The organism is Mesorhizobium sp. Ca11 (assembly GCF_020165275.1).
Lineage (GTDB): Bacteria > Pseudomonadota > Alphaproteobacteria > Rhizobiales > Rhizobiaceae > Mesorhizobium.
In genome coordinates this window covers 104,523-122,975 of sequence record NZ_JAIUHU010000004.1, presented here as the reverse complement: position 1 = coordinate 122,975, position 18,453 = coordinate 104,523, and the positions used below count along the sequence as shown (strand labels likewise).

General features: G+C 63.3%; 17 protein-coding genes. 5 read left to right on the top strand and 12 right to left on the bottom strand.

Annotated elements, in window-relative coordinates:
- Positions 1-7: 7 nt before the first annotated feature.
- On the top strand, positions 8-991 hold the full coding sequence (locus tag LB538_RS09115; RefSeq protein ID WP_224527059.1) for a formyltransferase family protein: 984 nt from the start codon (positions 8-10) through the stop codon (positions 989-991).
- Between the two features lie 7 nt (positions 992-998).
- Here LB538_RS09115 and LB538_RS09110 read toward each other — a convergent pair whose 3' ends face one another.
- The 4 genes from LB538_RS09110 to LB538_RS09095 form a co-directional block, all read right to left on the bottom strand.
- A complete protein-coding gene (locus LB538_RS09110; RefSeq protein WP_224527062.1) occupies positions 999-1,979 on the bottom strand; it encodes a serine kinase in 981 nt (326 codons plus the stop codon).
- A complete protein-coding gene (locus LB538_RS09105) occupies positions 1,976-2,407 on the bottom strand; it encodes a lasso peptide biosynthesis B2 protein (RefSeq protein WP_224527064.1) in 432 nt (143 codons plus the stop codon). Before LB538_RS09105 ends, LB538_RS09110 begins: the two co-directional genes overlap by 4 nt.
- Entirely contained in the window at positions 2,407-2,694 is a 288-nt protein-coding gene (locus LB538_RS09100) for a PqqD family protein (protein ID WP_095766141.1), read from the bottom strand. The genes LB538_RS09105 and LB538_RS09100 overlap by 1 nt, the downstream gene beginning before the upstream one ends.
- Positions 2,695-2,807: 113 nt before the next feature.
- Positions 2,808-2,897, bottom strand: coding sequence for a putative RiPP precursor (locus tag LB538_RS09095; protein ID WP_224527066.1), 90 nt, complete (start codon positions 2,895-2,897; stop codon positions 2,808-2,810).
- A gap of 511 nt (positions 2,898-3,408) precedes the next feature.
- Between LB538_RS09095 and LB538_RS09090 the strand changes: the two genes are divergently transcribed.
- The 3 genes from LB538_RS09090 to LB538_RS09080 all read left to right on the top strand — a co-directional run bounded on the left by LB538_RS09090 (position 3,409) and on the right by LB538_RS09080 (position 6,601).
- Positions 3,409-5,316, top strand: coding sequence for a propionyl-CoA synthetase (locus LB538_RS09090; RefSeq protein ID WP_224527068.1), 1,908 nt, complete (start codon positions 3,409-3,411; stop codon positions 5,314-5,316).
- Between the two features lie 121 nt (positions 5,317-5,437).
- Complete coding sequence (locus tag LB538_RS09085; protein WP_224527070.1) at positions 5,438-5,737, top strand: hypothetical protein; 300 nt, start codon at positions 5,438-5,440, stop codon at positions 5,735-5,737.
- Between the two features lie 150 nt (positions 5,738-5,887).
- Positions 5,888-6,601 carry a metallophosphoesterase gene (locus tag LB538_RS09080; protein WP_224527072.1) on the top strand — a complete coding sequence of 238 codons (714 nt, stop codon included), beginning with the start codon at positions 5,888-5,890 and terminating at the stop codon, positions 6,599-6,601.
- A gap of 62 nt (positions 6,602-6,663) precedes the next feature.
- Here LB538_RS09080 and LB538_RS09075 read toward each other — a convergent pair whose 3' ends face one another.
- From LB538_RS09075 to LB538_RS09050, 6 genes are all read right to left on the bottom strand, one after another.
- Complete coding sequence (locus LB538_RS09075) at positions 6,664-9,045, bottom strand: polysaccharide biosynthesis tyrosine autokinase (RefSeq protein ID WP_224527074.1); 2,382 nt, start codon at positions 9,043-9,045, stop codon at positions 6,664-6,666.
- A 167-nt stretch (positions 9,046-9,212) separates the two neighbouring features.
- Positions 9,213-10,109 carry a UTP--glucose-1-phosphate uridylyltransferase GalU gene (gene galU / locus LB538_RS09070; protein WP_095766145.1) on the bottom strand — a complete coding sequence of 299 codons (897 nt, stop codon included), beginning with the start codon at positions 10,107-10,109 and terminating at the stop codon, positions 9,213-9,215.
- A 28-nt stretch (positions 10,110-10,137) separates the two neighbouring features.
- The gene (locus LB538_RS09065) at positions 10,138-11,124 is read right to left on the bottom strand and encodes a glycosyltransferase family 2 protein (RefSeq protein WP_224527076.1); all 987 of its coding nucleotides are present in this window, start codon (positions 11,122-11,124) and stop codon (positions 10,138-10,140) included.
- Positions 11,114-12,052, bottom strand: a complete 939-nt coding sequence (locus LB538_RS09060; RefSeq protein WP_224527078.1) for a glycosyltransferase — start codon at positions 12,050-12,052, stop codon at positions 11,114-11,116. The genes LB538_RS09065 and LB538_RS09060 overlap by 11 nt, the downstream gene beginning before the upstream one ends.
- Complete coding sequence (locus LB538_RS09055) at positions 12,052-13,041, bottom strand: glycosyltransferase family 2 protein (RefSeq protein ID WP_224527117.1); 990 nt, start codon at positions 13,039-13,041, stop codon at positions 12,052-12,054. The genes LB538_RS09060 and LB538_RS09055 overlap by 1 nt, the downstream gene beginning before the upstream one ends.
- Before the next feature lie 26 nt (positions 13,042-13,067).
- The gene (locus tag LB538_RS09050; protein ID WP_224527080.1) at positions 13,068-14,240 is read right to left on the bottom strand and encodes a glycosyltransferase; all 1,173 of its coding nucleotides are present in this window, start codon (positions 14,238-14,240) and stop codon (positions 13,068-13,070) included.
- Positions 14,241-14,518: 278 nt separating this feature from the next.
- Here LB538_RS09050 and LB538_RS09045 point away from each other — a divergent pair, with 278 nt between their 5' ends.
- Positions 14,519-15,889, top strand: coding sequence for a polysaccharide pyruvyl transferase family protein (locus tag LB538_RS09045; RefSeq protein ID WP_224527082.1), 1,371 nt, complete (start codon positions 14,519-14,521; stop codon positions 15,887-15,889).
- Here the strand turns inward: LB538_RS09045 and LB538_RS09040 are convergent.
- The gene (locus tag LB538_RS09040; RefSeq protein ID WP_224527084.1) at positions 15,791-17,257 is read right to left on the bottom strand and encodes a lipopolysaccharide biosynthesis protein; all 1,467 of its coding nucleotides are present in this window, start codon (positions 17,255-17,257) and stop codon (positions 15,791-15,793) included. The genes LB538_RS09045 and LB538_RS09040 overlap by 99 nt on opposite strands.
- Positions 17,254-18,423 carry a glycosyltransferase gene (locus tag LB538_RS09035; protein ID WP_224527086.1) on the bottom strand — a complete coding sequence of 390 codons (1,170 nt, stop codon included), beginning with the start codon at positions 18,421-18,423 and terminating at the stop codon, positions 17,254-17,256. Before LB538_RS09035 ends, LB538_RS09040 begins: the two co-directional genes overlap by 4 nt.
- Positions 18,424-18,453 lie beyond the last annotated feature (30 nt).

Here is an 18,453-nt window from a genome sequence, read left to right as displayed (position 1 = left end):
GCTCGGCATGGAGAACCCGCTCTCGGCCGTATTCATCACCGAGATTTCGTCCGTCACTGCGCCCATGCTTGCGCGCTGGGCAGATAACGGCCATCGCGTTGCTGCCGTGGTCGTGCCGGGCCCACCTGCCGGCAAGCGCTTCAGCTTCAGTGCCCTGCGCCGCCGCCTGCGGCGACGGTTTGCGTTGAGGTCTCATCTCGGCCACGCCATGCCCCCATTGATCGAATTCAGCTCGCCCCATGACTGGGATGCGCTTGGGCCGCGGCTCAGCGCGGCCCGCGCCGATCTTTTGATCTGTTTCGGATACAGCAAACTGATCCCGCAAACCGTGCTGGAGCTGTTTCCGAAGGGCGGCCTCAACCTGCATCCCGCGCTTCTGCCGCACTATCGCGGCCCGCATCCAATGCACCGGCTAATTATCGACCAGATGCATGAAGCCCATGGCGGCGTGACCTTGCACAAGATGACATCCGGCTTCGATGCGGGCGATATCCTGGCGCAGGTTAGCTTTGCAGCAGAGGATTGGCGTTCGGCCGCAACGGTGAACCAGGCCCTGGCCAACGCAATGGCTGTGCTCGCGACGGATGTTGCGCCTGAGTTTTGTAGAGGCAGGCTTGCCGGAATGCCCCAGCCGGATGGGGCCTATGTCTGGGCGCGCATCGAGCGCGGCCCGTTTATCGTCGGCAAACAATTTTCAAGCGAGCATGTCGCGCGGCTATGCCGGATCGTCGGGTCGAGTGTTCCGGTCAGTGTCCTGATCAATGGCAGACCGGTCCGGCTCGCTCAGCCGATCCGCCGCCTGGGACCACCCAGCGGCGAAGCCGCGAAATGCCGACGGGGACTTGTGGAATTCGACTGCGCCGACGCGCGCGTCGTGCATCTGGTCTACAACAAGCTGTCCCGGCTGTTCTTGCGTTGGCAGTCAAAACCCCGCCACCGCGGTCGAGAGCAGCCATCCCTCGACATCCGGCGTTTCGGCGCGAAGGACTGAGCACGCGTCAACTTGGCAGCGCAGCCTGCATCAACTCCGCCGCCTCGGCCGGACTTGCCCCGACTTCGAGCGTGAAGGTCGGCACCGCCTTCACCAGCGCCGCGATCGTCGCCATGCGCCTTTTCTGCAGCGACAGCAGGCCGGTCATGCCGGTCCTTACATTGTCGGTTGCCAAAGCCACCATGGCGTCTGTCCTGGCCATCGGCAGCAGCCGGGTCTCGGCGTCTGCCGAGCGTACAAGGTGCAGGAGCGCTGTGACGGGCCTGGCGCGCACATCCTCGACACGGATGATGTCGCCGAGGCGGTCCAGCGAAACGGATTGCTCGCCCTCGGCGTCCCACTTCTCGCCCAGGCAGGGTGCGATGAAGGGCAGCATCGCCGCCGTGTTGCGGTGGACCTTCACCTTGCGCGGCATGCCCCAGGCCGTGATGCCCTGCGGGCTTGCGTTGAGGATCATCACGTCGTCCGAGCAGAGGCCGAAGCCGCGCGAGGCAAGCGCGAGCGATGTGGTGGACTTGCCCGTGCCGCTTGGCGCATGGATGAGGACCAGGCCGTCCTTTCCAGGCAAGGTGAGACCCGCAGTGTGCAGCATATGCTGGCCGTCCGCATCGAGTGCTGCATCCAGCACCATCATCAGCAAAGTCCACTTGATCTTGCTGTCGGGATGAAGACGGATTTCGGCCCGGCCCTCGCCGTCGTGGATCGACAGCGTCTGCTGGCCCGGAAAGACGAGATGGAAGACGCTTCCGGCATCGATCATGCGGCAATGGCCGTCCAGCGGCACGTCGCCGTCGAAAGCCAGCTTTCCTTCGGGGTGCTCGTGCAACTCAAGCGTTTCGACGATGTCGACGCGAAAACCGAGCTGGACAGGCTCGTTCACACGCAGGGCGCCGAGCATCAGGTCGAAGCTCGGCCACAGGTCGGCACGCGCGGCGGTGATGCCTATGACCTGGCCGTTGAGATCATAGCGGAAGGTCTGCTCGCTCAAGCGGCTGGCGCCTTCATGCTGGCCGGGTGGCGGTAGATCTCCACCATGCCGGGCTGGCTGTCGCTCACCACTGGCTTGCCGTCGAGGCAGACCCAGCAATGCGCCGACAGGCGAGGCTCGTGCATCGACCTGGCGTCGACGCCGAAATGCAGCTCTGGATTAAGACCAGCCATGCGCAGAAAGCGGAAGCCGAGCAGACCTTCGCGAAGGCATCTGCGGTCGCGCATCAGCCAGGGGCGTCGCACCGTCCGCTTGACGCGATGGACGATGTAGGTCCAGGGCAAGTCGCGATAGGGTGCGGGCGACTGCAGCGGCGCCAGTTTCAACACGCTTTCGAAATCGCGCCGGCCAACCAGCACCGGCATCAGCCGGGCGCTGAGCCACAAATGGACGCGGAACAGGGCGCGCAGGACCGGTCCGTCGGCCATCACGCGTCCGGGTCGGCGAGAATGCCTTCAGCCACCAGCTCGGCGGCCAATTCGGCCATATCCTGATCGAGCGTTGCCTTGTCGACCTCGAATTCCTCCGACAGCAGATCGACGATCTGGTCGAGCTTGCGCGCGCCGTTCACCTTGTCGAGAAAAGCCTCGGTCGTGTCGTTGCAGGTGTAAAGCTGGCCGCTGCGCGCCAAAAGCACGACCGCGCCATCGCCGACATGCTGCACGGACGCATCGTCCGCCATGCGCAGCACCGTTTCAGAGCCGATTTCAGCCATGCGCCCGCTTCCCTTCGCCCGGGAGCAAATAGCGCGCCAACCTTGCGCTGTCCATCATCTCGCGCCGAAGTTGCGCAGTTGCGGCGGCCGTCTTGCGGTAAATGGCCGAAGCGTCAGCGGATCGGACCGCTTATGATATCCGCCACGACATGCGACAGCTTCTCGCGCTTGACCAGCACCGGTTTCTCGTAAGTTTTCTTCATAAGAAATCCCCCAAGGAACAATCCACGGCATGAGCATGACGGGTAGCCGCGCCCACTGTCAAGCCGGCGGACAGGCCGCCAGGGTTGCCTTCCTGCCCTTGGGTAAGCTATGAGTCCGCCGGGCTTTGGGGAGTGATCTGTATGCGTTACAATTGGGAACGGGCTCCGACGGCGTTCGAGCGCCATCGGAAGGCGCTTGCGGCGGCCATCCTGATCGCGGGCGGCGTCGGGCTGATGCTGGCGGCGCTGCCGCTTTAAGCCTGCTGATATTGCGGACCGTGACGGCGTCGTGTCAGGCAGGCGCCGGACGGAGCCGTTTGCCGGCGATGTCGACCAAAATGTAGGAAGACATGGCCGGCAAGAACGACTTGGAGCGTTTCGCCCTTCACAGAACGGCGAACCGCTCCATCTCCTTGTTTTTACGCAATTCCGGACGGAAACCGTTTCACACTTTTTCCTGGAATTGCTCTAAGCTATTCCCAGACGGCAGAATGTCCTGGGAGGAAGGCGGATGGCCTCACGTTACCATGAAGTCTATGAGGGCTGGAAACGCGACCCCATAGGGTTCTGGGCCGAGGCGGCGAAGGCGATCGACTGGTATAGGCCGGCCGAAAAGGTCTTCGATCCGGAAGCCGGCGTCTATGGACGCTGGTTCACCGGTGCCATCTGCAACACCTGCCATAACGCAATCGACCGCCATGTCGCCGGTGGCCGCGCCGACCAGCTGGCGCTGATCCATGACAGCGCGATCACCGGCACGATCCGGACATTCACCTATGCCGAATTGAAGCGCGAGGTCGTCGCGCTGGCTTCGGTGCTGAGGCATCGCGGCATCGGCAAGGGCGACCGTGTCATTATCTACATGCCGATGGTGGCGGAAGCCGCTATCGCCATGCTTGCCTGCGCGAGGCTGGGCGCCGTGCACTCGGTGGTGTTCGGCGGCTTCGCCTCGCACGAGCTCGCCACCCGCATCGACGACGCCAAGCCGAAGCTGATCATCACCGCCTCCTGCGGCCTGGAGCCAGGCCGCGTCGTCGCCTACAAGCCGCTGCTCGACAAGGCGATCGAGATATCGAAGCACAAGCCGGACGCCTGCCTCATCCTGCAGCGCGAGCAGCTGCGCTGCGAGATGAAGGACAATTACGACTTCGACTATGCCGATGCGGTTGCACGCGAACGCGCCGCCGGCGCCAATGTCGACTGCGTGCCGGTTTTAGCCACCGACCCGCTCTACATCATCTACACCTCCGGGACGACCGGGCAGCCGAAAGGCATCGTGCGCGACAATGGCGGCCACATGGTCGCGCTGAAATGGACCATGGACAACGAGTTCGGCGTCAAGCCGGGTGAAGTGTTCTGGGCGGCTTCCGATGTCGGCTGGGTGGTCGGCCATTCCTATATCGTCTACGGGCCGCTTCTGCATGGCTGCACCAGCGTGCTGTTCGAAGGCAAGCCGATCGGCACGCCGGATGCCGGCACCTACTGGCGGGTGATCTCTGCGCATGGCGTGGTGGCGCTGTTCACCGCGCCGACCGCGTTCCGCGCCATCAAGGGGCAGGATCCCAAGGGCGAGTTCGTGCCGAAATACGACCTGTCGAAGTTCCGCACTTTGTTCCTTGCCGGCGAGCGCGCCGACCCCGAAACGATAAAATGGGCGGAGCAGAAGCTCGACCGTCCCGTCATCGACCATTGGTGGCAGACCGAGACCGGCTCGCCGATGACGATCAATCCGGCGGGGCTCGGGCTTTTGCCGGTGAAATACGGCTCGCCCGGCGTGCCGATGCCGGGCTACGACATTCGCATCCTCGACGATGCCGGCCACGAGGTGGCGCGCGGCACGCTCGGCAATGTCGTGGTCAAGCTGCCGCTGCCCGCCGGCTGCCTGCCGACGCTGTGGAACGCCGACGCCCGTTTCCGCCAGGCTTACCTCGAGGAGTTCCCCGGCTACTACAAGACGGCCGACGCCGGCATGATGGACGAGGACGGCTACCTCTATGTGATGGCCCGCACCGATGACATCATCAACGTCGCCGGCCACCGGCTCTCGACCGGCGCCATGGAAGAGGTGCTGGCGGCTCATCCCGATGTCGCCGAATGCGCGGTCATCGGCATTGCCGATGCCATGAAGGGCCAGGTGCCGCTCGGCTTCGTCGTGCTCAATGCCGGCGTGTCGCGCGATAGCGGCACGATCGAAAGTGAGGTTGTCGGGCTGGTGCGCGAGCGGATCGGCCCGGTTGCGGCCTTCAAGACCGTGGTGACGATCAAGCGGCTGCCCAAGACCCGCTCCGGCAAGATCCTGCGCGGCACGATGCAGAAGATCGCCGACAAGGAGGAATGGACCATGCCGGCGACGATCGACGATCCGGCGATCCTGGACGAGATCACGGCGGCGCTGAAGGGACGCGGCATCGGGGTGTAGTCGCCGGTAGACGACCGCGTTAACGATCAATTTACCAATTTGTACCGCGCTGCAATCGCTTATTGTGCAGCGCAGCAATAAACTTTAAAGTTTGCGTGGGGGGCCATACCGAAGGCACCGCATGGCCCAGCACAAGACGACATTCGGCGGCGTCGATATACCGCGATTCCCGGCTGCCGTCCTGGTGATGCTCTATCACAGTCTGGCGGCTGTCGCGCTGATGGCATTGTCGCTGCGCCTCGACCTTTCCTGGCCCGGCTGGCGACGGATCGGGCCGATGACCTATCCGCTCTATCTCATCCAAGATGTCGTCGGCGCGGCCATGATCGCGGTGAGCTGGCTGATCGCGACCGAGGCCGAGCCGCGCATCCGGCTGCTCTTGGACCATACGCTGTTCCGCTATCGGTTGAAGGCCGCCTGACGACGCGACTGCCGATCGCGCGCCGGTGTGGAATTGTTTGCATTCGGCATGATATCGAGGCGCAGATCAGTGCAAGTAGCCGAGCCTCAATCCGTGAATCTTTTCCAACGATCGAGACGCCCTCGACCCGCGCCACGCGAGCGCCTCGTCATGGACATGCGCGACATGGTCGTCTACGCAATCGGCGACGTGCATGGCTGCCACGACGAACTGCGCGCGCTGGAGCAAAAGATCCAGATCGATGCGCAGCGCTTCAGCGGTCGCAAGATCATCATCATGCTGGGCGACTATATCGACCGCGGGCCGCATTCGCGGCGCGTGATCGACCATCTGATGGCGCCGCCGCCGAAGGGCTTCCAGCGCATCTGCCTCGTGGGAAATCATGAAGTCGCGCTGCTCCTCTATCTGGACGGTCATCTCTCGCGTGAAACCTGGCTCGGCTATGGCGGCCGCGAAACCCTGTTCTCCTACGGCGTTGACCCTGACCGGCTGATAAGCCTCTACGGTTCGAGCGAGCAGGCGGATGCGCGCATACGCGAAGCCATTCCAGCCAGCCATGTCGACTTCCTGCGCACGCTGCCGGCGATGGTCTGCTCCGAGCATTTCGTCTTCGTGCATGCCGGCATCCGTCCCGGCGTCGCGCTCGAGGCGCAGGACGAGGGCGATCTGCTCAACATCCGCGAGGAGTTCTTCCAGGCGGCGCACCGCCTCGACCGCTGGGTGGTGCACGGACACACGATCGTGGATGTTCCGTCACTCGACGGACGCCGGCTCGACATCGACACCGGCGCCTTTCAAACGGGACGACTGACGGCGCTCAGGATCGTCGGCAAATACGGCCGGCTGCTGTCTTCGCGGGATTAGGACGGTTCACGCTCCTAGGCTGAACCGCCCCCGATCTCTGTCTTTCCGAACGGAACCACGCCTCAGGCGGCCTGCTTGGGACGCTGCTCCGATTTTTCCAGATAGTAGCTCGAATAGCGGTCGAAGAACCTTTCCGAGCCGCCGAGCGAGCCGTATTTCGCCAGCTTCTTCAGATCGACCTTGTTGAGCACTGCGCCGATCACCTTATTGGCGATATAAGGCTCGGATTCCAGCATCGAGCGCACCATGTTGCGGGGCGTGCGGCCCCATTCGGTGACCAGCACAAAGCCGTCAACCAGCGGTGCGAAGGCCTTGGCGTCGACGACGGGTCCGAGCGGCGGCAGATCGACGATGATGTATTCGAACGTCTCCTTGGCGTTTTCGATGAAGCGCCGCATGCCGGCCGAGCCCAGAAGCTCGCTGGTGTGCGAGAATTGGCCGCGCAGCACGGCGGGAATGATCGCCAGCTTGGTCTGGCGATCGACCTTGCCGACGGACTGCCAGCTCTGGCCGTTGACCACCGCTTCCATCAGGCCCTGCTCGGCCTCCATGCCGAGGCTGCGGCTCAGGCCCGGATTGCGCAGGTCGCCGTCGATGAGCAAGGTCTTGGCACCGTTGGCCGCGAGCAGGCCGGCGAGGTTCGCGGCCACCGTTGACTTGCCTTCCCCAGGCAGCACCGAAATGACGCCGATGACCCGGCTGCTGCGGTCTTCCATCACCACGTCGAAGGCGATCTTGGCGTTACGCAGCGTCTCGGCGAACATCGAGGCCGGGGCGTCGATGCTGACGCGCATGCGCGCCCGTCTCTCAGCCGCGGAGAGGCTGGCCACCTTGCCGTCGGCCGGCAGGTCGTCGGCTTTGGTATCCTTGGCTTTGCCGCCGCCGATCGTCGGCAGATAACCGAGGAATTTCAGGCCGACGCGGTCGCGAACGTCCTCGCCCGTCCTGAAGAAACGCTCGTTGAACTCGTTGAGGCCGCCGAAGCCGGCGCCAAGCATCAGGCCGAGCACCAGCGAGAGCGCCAGCACGCGCAAGGTGCGCGGGCTGGAGGCCGCGAGCGGCATCGTCGCGTCGGAAATGATGCGGACCTTGCCGACCGGGAAGGATTGCTGCTGCGAAGCTTCCTCATAGCGGCTGAGGAAGGTCTGATAGAGCGTGGTGAGCGCCTGTGCCTGCTGATCGAGCTCCTTGAGCTTCACCTGTGACTGGTTGTCGATCGAGCTCTTGCCGGCAGCGGTGGAAATCTTGTCGCGCAAAGCAGTTTCGCGCGCCTGCGCCACCTCGAAATCGTTGCGGTAGCTTTCGGTGAGCTGTTTCAACTGGTCGAAGATCTGCGCCGAGACATCGGCCTTTTCCTTGGCCAGCGCGACCGCTTGCGGGTGATCCTTGCCGAAATTAGTCTCGATGTCCTGCAGACGCTTGGCAATGGCCAGATAGCGGGTCTTGAGCGCGATGATGACCGAGCTGCTCGGCTGGTCGGCGCCGATGGCCGAATCGTTGAAGGCGCTTTCGGAACCGCTTTCGACGATCGCCTTGTATTGTTGATAGCGGGCGCTGGCTCTGGCGGTATCGGCCTGGGCGACGATGAGCTGTGCGTTGAGATCGGCGAGTTGCTTGTCGCTCAGGAGCTGGCCGTCACTGTTGGCAGACAATCCATGTTCGGCCCTGAACTTCTCGACGGCCAGGGCTGCCCGCTGAGAGCTCTCACGCAACTCCGTGAGCCGGCCCTGTAGCCACAAGGCCGCGCGCTCGGTGGCGTCGAAGCTGGCGTTGAGCTGGTCGGCCAGATAGGCGTCGGCGTAGGCCTTGGTGATGGCCGTGGCGAGTGCCGGATTTGTCGACTGATAACCGATGCTGATGACGTTGGCACGGCCGACGCGATCCGCCATCAACCCGGTCTGCAGCATGAGAACCGCGTAATCGTGGGTCGCGGTCTTGATCATGGCTTCGCGCGTCGCGGCGTCGACATTCTCGATGCCGGGGAGCTCGTTTGCCGAGCTGCCGCGGAAATAGCCGACAATACTGCGCAGGAACCCCACACCTTTGGCCAAAGCCGACTGCGGCGGGCTCATGAAGTCGGGGTTTTGATCGAGCTTCAGCTTGTCGACCACCACAGACGCCAGCCGTGCCGAGTTGAGAACCTCTATCTGGCTGAGAATCGTCGCGTCCGTTTGCACCGTGGCGCTCGCAGCCGAGATGTCGTCAACGACCTTGTTCAGCCCTTCATCAATCAAAACGCTGGCGACCGCCGTATACTGCTTGGGTGTAGTCTGCAGATAGATGACGCCCAGGCACAGACCGATAATGGCGCAGACCGCCACCACCTTGGCCTGTCGGGCGGCCATGCCAAGCAGACGCTCGATATCGATGAAGTCTTCACCCTTTTCCGGATCGGTGCTGGGCAACGGCATCCTCTTGTCGAGGGGGAAGGTGGCATAGTTCATCTTCGGTCCAATTCCAGGTTGCAGGCGCTATCGGCCTTGGTAGATCGGCGTCGTGACCAGAAAAGACCGCGCAACGTTGCTGCCAGGATGCGCCGGGCCGGAAGGCCCGGGCGCTGGTGTGGCTGTCGCGCCATCGCGAAACCGCATATGCACCCGAAAGATGGGCATTATGCGGCCACTTCCCGGCGCTCATGCGACCGGACAAATTGCTGCAGCATCTCGAAGACAGGGCCCTTCATGTCGTCGCGCGCCAGGGCGAAAGCGATGGTGGCCTCGATAAAGCCCTCCTTGGAGCCGCAGTCGAACATGCGGCCGTCGAAAGGCCGGGCGTAAAAAGACTGGCTTTGGGCCAGCCGGACCATGGCGTCGGTGAGCTGGATTTCATTGCCGGCGCCGCGCTGCTGATTGCCGAGCAGGGCAAAGATCTCCGGCTGCAGAACGTAGCGGCCGTTGATGTAGAAATTCGACGGCGCATTGGCCGGCGCGGGTTTTTCGACCATCGCCGTCACTTCGAAGCCGGATGCCACGTCGGCGCCGCGGCCGACAATGCCGTATTTGCTGGTTTCGGCCGGGTCGCAGCGCTCGACGGCGATCACATTGCCGCCGGTCCGCTGATAGAGATCGACCGTCTCGGCGAGGCAGCCGCGCGCGCCGAAGGACACCATGTCGGGAAGCAGCAGCGCGAAAGGCTCATTGCCGATCACCTCGCGCGCGCACCATACGGCGTGGCCGAGGCCCTGCGGCGACTGCTGACGGATGAAGGAGGTAGCGCCGGCCTCCGGCAGCAGGCTTTCCAGCGCTTCGAGCTGCGCCTTCTTGCCGGTCTGCTCCAGCGTGCCGATCAGTTCAGGATGCAGGTCGAAATAGTCCTCGATGACCGCCTTGTTGCGGCCGGTGACGAAGACGATGTGCTCGATGCCGGCCTCGAACGCCTCGTCGACGGCATATTGCACGACAGGCTTGTCGACGACGGGCAGCATCTCCTTCGGCATCGACTTGGTCGCCGGCAGGAACCGCGTTCCGAGCCCCGCCACCGGGATGACTGCCTTCCTGACTTTCTGCATCTGCTCTTCCTTCTGAGAGAAAAGATTTCTACCTGTCGCCGGCTATCAAATCGCCCGCATGCTTCATCTCCCCACCCCCACGGCGAACTTGCGCCGCAATCCTTCTGAGCCGGACCGCGATCGGCATCGACATATGCCCGATCGCCGCCGGATCCCTGAGCGCCGCGCCGATCGCCTTGAGCGGGGCGCGTGCCTTGATGTGCTGAACCAGGGACAGGAACGACGCCGCCTTGCGCAGGCTGCGGCCACGCCTGGCGAAAGCCGCCTTTGCGTCGCTGTCCATGGGATATGCCGCCGCGAACAGGGCATCGGCGCGCGTCATCGCCTCAACGTGATGCAGTTCGAGCACGCGCGAGATCGAGCCGGTGCGGATGTGGTAGGCATAACCGACGGTCGGCTCGACCACGCAACGGCCGCCGCTGGCCAGCGCGCTTGCGAGCAGAATGTAGTCCTCACCAATGCGTAGCTTCTCGTCGTAGCGCAGCTTGTTGTCGTCGAGGAACCGGCGCTGGAAGATCGGCTTGAGATAGCCGAAATTGAAGCGCGATTCGAAGACCAGATTGCCGGCGATGTAGTCGGCCAACGAGATTTCGCGCAAGCCTTCGAGATAGCTGGCCGGGAACATGGTGTCATCGGGCGTGCCGTCCTCGCGCACGATCTGCACATTGTCGACCGCAATCTGGGCGCCCGCCGCTTCGGCGCGGGAGATCATCGTGGCAAGGCGACCGGGAAGGACCGCATCGTCGGAATCGAGCACCGCCACCCAGCGGCCGCGCGCCAGGTCGAGGCCGGCATTGCGGGCGCCGCCCGGACCGCGATTGGCGGGCAGCGCCACCACCTTGACGACATCTTGCGGATAAGCACGCGCCACATCCAGCGTGCCGTCGCTCGACTGGTCGTCGACGACGATGACCTCGACGGTCACGCCGAGTTGCGCGATCGCGCCGGCGATGGCGCGGTCGAGAGTCGCCTCGGCGTTGTAGGCGGCGATGACGAAGCTGACGTCAGGCTGCACGCTTGTTCCCTTGTTCTGGCGACGTGAGGCCGTATTGGCGGATTTCACGGACGCCGACCAAACCGCTGACGACACCAACGTGCATAATGCCGCGCAGCACGCTGCGGTTCCGTTGCACCGGGCTGATGGCGGTCAAAATAGCCATACCGAAGCAGTAGGCAGCCTTGGCCGAAGCGAGTCCGACCTGACCGGCGCGACGCAACCCGCCGGCGCCGTGTCCTATCAGGTGGCCATGCGTCTGGCCGAAGCGGAAGCGGCGGCGGCGCAGCCAGTCGAACGCGGCCCTGGCACGCGGCACGACCTCGTCGACGAAGGCTTGCGGAGCAAAGGCGATGCGGCCGCCGGCCTTGACCATAGCATCGAAGAACTCGGTGTCCTCGCCGCCGGTCTGGCCGCGCGCTAGGCTGAAGCGTCGGCCGCGAAGGCTCGCGTCGGCCATTTTGAGCAACACGTTGCAGGTGTAGCCGGTGCGGATCTCGCCGCGCACCCAGACCGGCAAGGTGGAATGGAAGTCGCCCTTCTGCATCCAGTCCGGCGCGTCGGGGCGGTAATGCGCCCGCACCGGACCGAGCACCGCCGCAGCGCCCGTGGCATCGGCCGCCGCCATCAATTCGACCAGCCAGCGGGGCGACGCCGTCTCGTCGTCATCGATGAAGGCAACGAAGTCCGACACGCTGGCGTCGAGACAGGCGTTGCGGGCAATCGAGATGTTGCGCGCCGGCGCGTGACGATAGCGGACCGGCAGCTTCAATTCCTCGGCCAATGCTCTCACCAGCTTCTGCGCGCCGGGCTCATCGTCATTGTCGGCAACGACGATGCCAATCTCGGCTCCCGCCGGCTTCTCCAGCGCGGCGACGGAGCGCAGCGTGTCGGCCAGCTCCGGCCGACGGAAAGTGCAGATGCAGATGTCGATCGAGCGCCCGGTCATCACGCCACCTTGCGCTGCAATCGAGACGCCAGAAGCTGCTGCCAGAAACCGGCCGACCAGCCGAAATGCATGACCATCGCCGAGACGCCGGCGAGCGCTATGCCTGCGTTGCGCTGGCGTATCGCCGTCACCAGGCCGTAACCGAGGCACACCGCCGCCCATAAGAGGAACGGCAGCGCCGCCAGCCAGTGGACGAAGGAAAACAGGGCGAGCAGCACCACGGGCGCAACCAGCAGCGGAATCATCTGCCGAACCTTCGGCACCATGCGGTGCTTCAGCACGTTCCTGGCGCGACCGCGGCCATAGCCGAGATACTGGAAATAGAGACTCTTCAACGTCGAGCGCGGATAGTAGACCATCTGTGTCCTACCGCTCATCCAGATGCGGTAGCCCGCCTGGCGGAGCCGGTAGTCGAGCTCGGCGTCCTCATTGTGGCTGAAGCTCTCGTCGTAACCGCCGACATGCCTGAAGGCGGCGATGCGCATCAGCGCGTGGTGGCCGTGGTCGACCCATTCGCCTTCGGACATGTGCCGGTGCTTCGAGCCGCCGGTGCCGAGCTTGGAATTCTGCGCCGCCGCGACCGCCTTCTGCACGGCCCCGGTGCCGGCGGTCAGCATCGAAACGACGACCGAATCAGCGCCGGTGGCGAGGGCTTCCTCCACCAGCCGGTCGCAGTAGTCGTCCGGATAGCCGCCATGCGCGTCGATGCGGATGAGGTAGTCGACGCCTTCGCCAAGGGCCACCACCGCGAGATTGATGGCGGCGCTCTGGAGGCGCTTCGGATTGGCGAGCAGGATAACCCGGGGATCCTTCGCCACGATTTTTTCGACGATGGCTTGCGTGCCGTCGGTGCTGCCGCCGTCGGCGACGACGATGCGGCCGCCGAGCCGGGCCGCCGCGGGCCGCAATTGGTCGAGCAGGCCGCCGATATGGGCGGCCTCGTTGAGGCAGGGAATGACGATCAGGATCGATGAGGCGGACTGCGCCATCGGTTTTTGTTCGCCCTGTTGCGCCATCACGCGGCCGCCTGTGTCGCAAAAGCCGAAGGCATGGCGGCGAGGCCGCGCAGCTTGTCGACGAAGGCCGCGCAGTCGCTGCGGTCGTAGCTCCAGGTCTTCGGATTGCGCGCCGACACGCGCGACCTCAGGCCGCGATATTCATCTTGATCCATCCGGCTCAGCATCGCCTCGAGGCTTTCGGGCGTCGCTTCGGGCAGGAGCACGCCGATATCCCGCTGCTTCAGGAACCTGCCGGTTTCGGTGTCCGCCATGGAGATCGGCACGGCGCCGAAGCGGCAGCCCTCGTAGAGGCGGTTGGGAAGCAGCCATTCGGAATTCTGGCCGGCCTCGAAAAAATCGATCGCCCAGGAGAAATGCACCTCACCGTAGATGGCTGCCATGTCCTCCGGATTGCGATAGGGGCCGCGGAAGGAAAGCCACGGCTCGGCCTCGACGAAACCGTGAAAGTCCGGAAATTCGGACAGCGCCGGACGGCCCCTGAGCACGACTTCGAAACGGCCCGCCTGCCGGCGGGTGAAATCGGCCAGCAACTCCAGCGAGCGGCGGCAGCGCAGCGCGCCGAACCAGCCGATCCGCCAGGGCGGCGGCGACGGGCTGTCGTCCTCGACAGAATGCGCGGCGACGACGGATGCTGCCTCGAAATATTTGTTCTCTATCAGCTCGACAGGTGCGCCGATCTGCCCGAAAGGCTCGAAGTAATTGGCGATGAAAGCCGGCGAGCTCGTCACCAGAAGCTTCACGTCGCGCGCGAGATGGCGTTCGGCGCCACGCAGCGTCCTGCCGACGAAGTCGTCGCGAAGCACCAGGCGATGAATATCGAGGCATTCATAGACGATCGGCACGCTCGCCCGGAGCGCGCCGTTGGCGCGACGGGCCAGCGCCAGCATTTCGAGGTTGCGCGCGATGATGAGATCAGGCTTGGGCACGGCGACCAGCTTCGCGCCGATCGATATGGCTGCCTTGGCGACAGCGCCGATGCGCTGCGCGAATCGGCCGTCGCGCGTCGCGCCAAGGTCGACAGGCTCGATGCCCTCGATCTCGGCGACCGGGCTGGTGGTGCGGCGGAAGCCCGCCAGGGTAACCCTGGCGCCGCCTGCCTTGAGCATCTGTATTCTCCGGCGCACCGCCGGGTCGGATACGTCATGCACAAGGTACAAGACATGCAGCATGTAACTCGACCGCTGTTGGGCCCACCCATCGGGGATGCTAGTACAGCTTTTGCTGCATCGCAACAATTTTGGTGCGGCGTAGCAAGCGCCCGCACATTTTTTGTTGCACTGCAAAAATCATAAGCTACTCTCAGCCTGCTTGGCGTCGATCCGGATTTCGCGTTGGCTATCAGCGCGGAGCAGCACGCCAGATCGCGACGCGGATCGCGTGGCAGCACTCCGGCAAACATGCCGTTTAACCGCTGTGGCCTGGCCACGGACGCGAAACGAGGTTCCCCATGAAAGTCGTGATCGAAAACACAGTGTGTCTGAACACTGGCGATGCCGCGATCCTTTTGGCTATCCGCCATATTCTCAGATCGATCGTCGGCGGCGATGTGCAGTTCCTGGTTTTCGACAGTCAGCCCGACGTCGCGGCCAGGCTTTACCCGAAGAAAGATTACCCCGATCTCGAATTCCACAAGCTGCTGTCGGAATCCCTGTTCAGGGATCAGCATGGCGGCGGGATAAAGGGCCGGCTCAAGTCGATCTACAATCGGGGAGTCTTGCGCGCCTTGCGCCGCTTTGCCCAAAACGGCGCCAGCAGCGTGTTCTTCAGCAGAAGCGACCGCCACGGCCTTGAGGCCTATGCGAGCGCCGACCTGGTGGTCACGACAGGCGGAACCTATCTCGTCGAGAACTACGATCTTGAAAAGCGGCTCAATCAATTCCGCATCGATGCGATCTTGGGCAAGGACCCGATCTTCTTCACGCAATCGCTCGGCCCGTTCAAGAAAAGCTACAATCGCCAGGAGCTAGGTCCGATCTTCGACCGGGCTCCGCTCATCCTGCTGCGTGACGAGCGATCCAGAAATCACATACTGGATCTGGTGAAAGACCCCGGCAAATGCCATGTGGTCGCCGATGCCGTCTTTGCCCTGGCTGATACCGACAGGATCAAGAAACATCTCGGCAGCGCACCGGCGCCGACGGGCCGAGTCGCTATTTCCGTCCGCCACTGGAGCTTCGTCAGAGACGGTGAGGATGGCATGCGCCGCTATCTCGATTCGATCCGGGAGATCGCCACAATTCTTGTCAGGGACCACGGCAAGCAGGTGACCTTCATCTCAACCTGCCAGGGTGTGCCGGAATATGCCCATGACGACGCCAGGACTGCGCGGGCGATCGTGGCCGAACTCGACCCGGAAATCGCCGAACACGTCAATGTCGACGCCGCATTTCATACGCCCGACCAATTGATGGCGCTGGTGAAGGATTGCGACTTCGTCGTCGCCACGCGCATGCATATGATGATCATGTCGCTTTGCGTCGGCACGCCGGTGCTGCCGATCGCCTATGAATTCAAAACCAAGGAAGTCGCCAAGCGCATCGGTGTCGACGACCTTCTGCTCGACATCGATACCGTAACGCCGTCGGAAGCAGCCGAAAAACTCGGCAGATTCATCGCCAGTCTTGACCACTATCGCCGGGCAAGCCTCGAGGCCGTGCTGGAAGAGCATGCGTCGGCAATGTCGGCAACCAGGCCGTTGTCCTCCTTGATAGGCAACCGCTCACCCAATGTTGCTGGCGACGTTGGCAAGAGTGGCGAACAACGCCTTGCGCGACTGCGGAACAGCAAGCATGAGGGCCAAGGCGAACCCGTAGTTTAGGACGACCGCCACCAGGATCGTGAGCAGGTCCGACTGATTGGTCAGCAACGCCGGCAGCGACAGATATGAGAGCCAGGCGAGCAGGGACGAGACGATGAAGAGCCCCTGTATGCCCAGAAAATCGCCGGCGGTCACCGGGCCGACACGATGGATCAGGGCGGCAAGCACCGGGATGCGCAGCACGTAACCGCTGATGGCATAGGCAGCCGCGACGCCGATGGCGCCCCAATGCAGGCCGACGATGAAGGAGGCGACGGTCGTCAAAGACGAATAGATGCCCCAATGAAACATCGTCTTCGTCTTGCCCTGGCAGATGAATATCCACCCCGTGGTGCTCGATACGGACTGCATCAGGCCGGCGATGCCCAGCCAGGCGAAAATCGGCGCCACGGCCATCCAACGCTCGCCGAAGAGAAGCCTGACCACCTGCTCCGAAGTCAGTGTCAAAGTCGCAATGCCGGGCATGGTGATGACGGCCAGCAGCCAGTTTGTCCGGACATAGATGTCTCGAAATCGTTGCTTGTCCTCATGGATGCGGCTGAGCAGCGGCACCATGATACGCGTCAGCGGCTGGTTGATGTTCTGCAGCGGAAACAGCAGAAGCTTGTAGGCGCGATCATAGTAGCCCAGCTCGACCGCGCCGGAATATTTTCCGATGAGAATGTTGTCGAGGTTGCGAGACAGAAAATTGACGAGGTTGAAGCCCGTGAGGTTCGCCCCGAACCTGAATATGTCCGCGTCGACCTTCAGATTCGGCCAAGACGGCGTCCAGCGCGTCACCAGCCAGCCCGCAACCAGCGCTACGACAGCCGACACAGCCGGACCCAAAACCAGAGACCAATAGCCAAGCCCTAAATACGCCGCGGTTGCGGTAGCGAGCAGCCCTACGGCCGCGGTGACTGCGTCGTTGAGCGCAAGCTGGCCGAATTGCAGATGGCGGTTCATCAGGGCAAGCGGCACCGCGGCAAGACTGCCAAAAAGCAGCGGCACGGCGGAAGCAAGTGTTATCCCCCACATTCGCTGATCACCGTAGAAAGCGGCAATGGCGGGGGCCAGGCAGGCCACGACCGCCCCGGCGCACAGGCCGACAACCGCGCTCAGCCAGAAAACTTGGTTGAGTTGCCGTTGATCGATCTCCTTGCGCTGGATGACCGCCTGCTGGAGGCCCAGATCCTGAAGCAGGCCGACGAAGGCCACGATCGGTCCCACGGAAGCCACCAGGCCGAAATCCTCGGGGACGAGCAGTCGGGCAAGGATGACGACCGAAAGGAACTGGATCGCTATCTTGAAGCCTTGCGCGCCGGCTGTGACCAGCCCGCCGCGCAAGGCAACGCGACCAAATTGCGGGGGCGGCGGATTGGCATTCATGTGACGGATCCGGTCTCCCCTAGCCGCGCGACGATCTGCGCAAAGCGTTCATTCAAAGTATCGGCATTGAAATCCGCCTCGACCTTCCTTCGAGCGGCAAGCGCTATCGGCTCGCACAGGCCCGGGTTCTCGGCGATCCAGGTGAGTTTGCCGGCAAGCGCGGCGACGTCCCGTTCGGGCACGAGGAAGCCAGTCTTGCGATCCTCGATCAGCTCCGGAATTCCCGAATGGTAGGTGCTGACAGCGATCAAGCCGCCGGCCATCGCCTCCATGAGCGCAACCGGTATTCCTTCCAGATCGCCGTCTCGCCCGGCGACGCTTGGCAGAAGGAAGACATGGGCGTCGCGCAGGCGCTGCTTCACCTCGCCGTGCGGACGCGGTCCGAGGAAGGTCACCCTGTCGGCAATACCGAGGTCGACGGCGGTAAGCTTCAATTCCTCCAGCAATTCCCCGCCGCCGATCACCGAATAGGTCCAATCGCGGTGCGGCAGGCAAGCGAGGGCGCGAAGCGCATATTCGGTCCCCTTTTTCTCGGTCAGCCGGCAGACCGAGATGAAAGACAGCGTACGCCCCTGCCAGGAGCGCCAGCGATATTCGATCTCGCTTGGGCGAATGCCCATGTGGTGAACCGCGACTTGTGCCGGCGCGGCACCGGCATCGATCAGGGCCTGACGGAAGAATGCGTTCACAGGGAGCTGGAGAGCCCCTTGTTCGAAAACGGGCCTGTACTGGTCCAGGGTGCCGTCATGCAACGGCCTGCCGACATCGGTGCCATGGAATATGGTCACCAAAGGCGCGGAAATCCTGCGCCGCTTCATGACGCGGGCGACGCGCAGGCCGTTATGGCCAAAATGCGCCACGATCACATCGACGTTTCGCAGCTTGCGTGCGTTGGTCAGGTCGATGAAGGTCGAAAGCTTGTCCCAAAATCTGCCGGACCATTTCCGGAGCAGTGAGCGGTAGCGATTCAGGCCACCCCACCAGGAAACGACAGGGCCGGGCAGTGTCTGCCAACGTGCATCGTCCACATTGCTATCCTTGCCAAAAGCCATCTCGTTGCAGACGACGCTGACTTTCATTCCCCTTTCAAGGCATCCGGCAATCTGATCGAGCACGAATGTCTCGGACAAAGTGGGAAATTTATCGACTACGAAGCAAATCCTCATCGGCAGGATGTTCTCGCCCAGATCAGGCTG

What these genes read in the sequence shown, in the direction of transcription:
- LB538_RS09035 (WP_224527086.1), bottom strand. Translation starts at nt 18,423, where the DNA reads ATGAGGATTTGCTTCGTAGTCGATAAATTTCCCACTTTGTCCGAGACA.
- LB538_RS09115 (WP_224527059.1), top strand. Translation starts at nt 8, where the DNA reads ATGGAGAACCCGCTCTCGGCCGTATTCATCACCGAGATTTCGTCCGTC.
- LB538_RS09080 (WP_224527072.1), top strand. Translation starts at nt 5,888, where the DNA reads ATGGACATGCGCGACATGGTCGTCTACGCAATCGGCGACGTGCATGGC.
- LB538_RS09105 (WP_224527064.1), bottom strand. Translation starts at nt 2,407, where the DNA reads ATGGCCGACGGACCGGTCCTGCGCGCCCTGTTCCGCGTCCATTTGTGG.
- LB538_RS09060 (WP_224527078.1), bottom strand. Translation starts at nt 12,052, where the DNA reads ATGACCGGGCGCTCGATCGACATCTGCATCTGCACTTTCCGTCGGCCG.
- LB538_RS09100 (WP_095766141.1), bottom strand. Translation starts at nt 2,694, where the DNA reads ATGGCTGAAATCGGCTCTGAAACGGTGCTGCGCATGGCGGACGATGCG.
- LB538_RS09055 (WP_224527117.1), bottom strand. Translation starts at nt 13,041, where the DNA reads ATGGCGCAGTCCGCCTCATCGATCCTGATCGTCATTCCCTGCCTCAAC.
- LB538_RS09075 (WP_224527074.1), bottom strand. Translation starts at nt 9,045, where the DNA reads ATGAACTATGCCACCTTCCCCCTCGACAAGAGGATGCCGTTGCCCAGC.
- LB538_RS09040 (WP_224527084.1), bottom strand. Translation starts at nt 17,257, where the DNA reads ATGAATGCCAATCCGCCGCCCCCGCAATTTGGTCGCGTTGCCTTGCGC.
- LB538_RS09045 (WP_224527082.1), top strand. Translation starts at nt 14,519, where the DNA reads ATGAAAGTCGTGATCGAAAACACAGTGTGTCTGAACACTGGCGATGCC.
- LB538_RS09085 (WP_224527070.1), top strand. Translation starts at nt 5,438, where the DNA reads ATGGCCCAGCACAAGACGACATTCGGCGGCGTCGATATACCGCGATTC.
- LB538_RS09095 (WP_224527066.1), bottom strand. Translation starts at nt 2,897, where the DNA reads ATGAAGAAAACTTACGAGAAACCGGTGCTGGTCAAGCGCGAGAAGCTG.
- galU (WP_095766145.1), bottom strand. Translation starts at nt 10,109, where the DNA reads ATGCAGAAAGTCAGGAAGGCAGTCATCCCGGTGGCGGGGCTCGGAACG.
- LB538_RS09050 (WP_224527080.1), bottom strand. Translation starts at nt 14,240, where the DNA reads ATGCTGCATGTCTTGTACCTTGTGCATGACGTATCCGACCCGGCGGTG.
- LB538_RS09090 (WP_224527068.1), top strand. Translation starts at nt 3,409, where the DNA reads ATGGCCTCACGTTACCATGAAGTCTATGAGGGCTGGAAACGCGACCCC.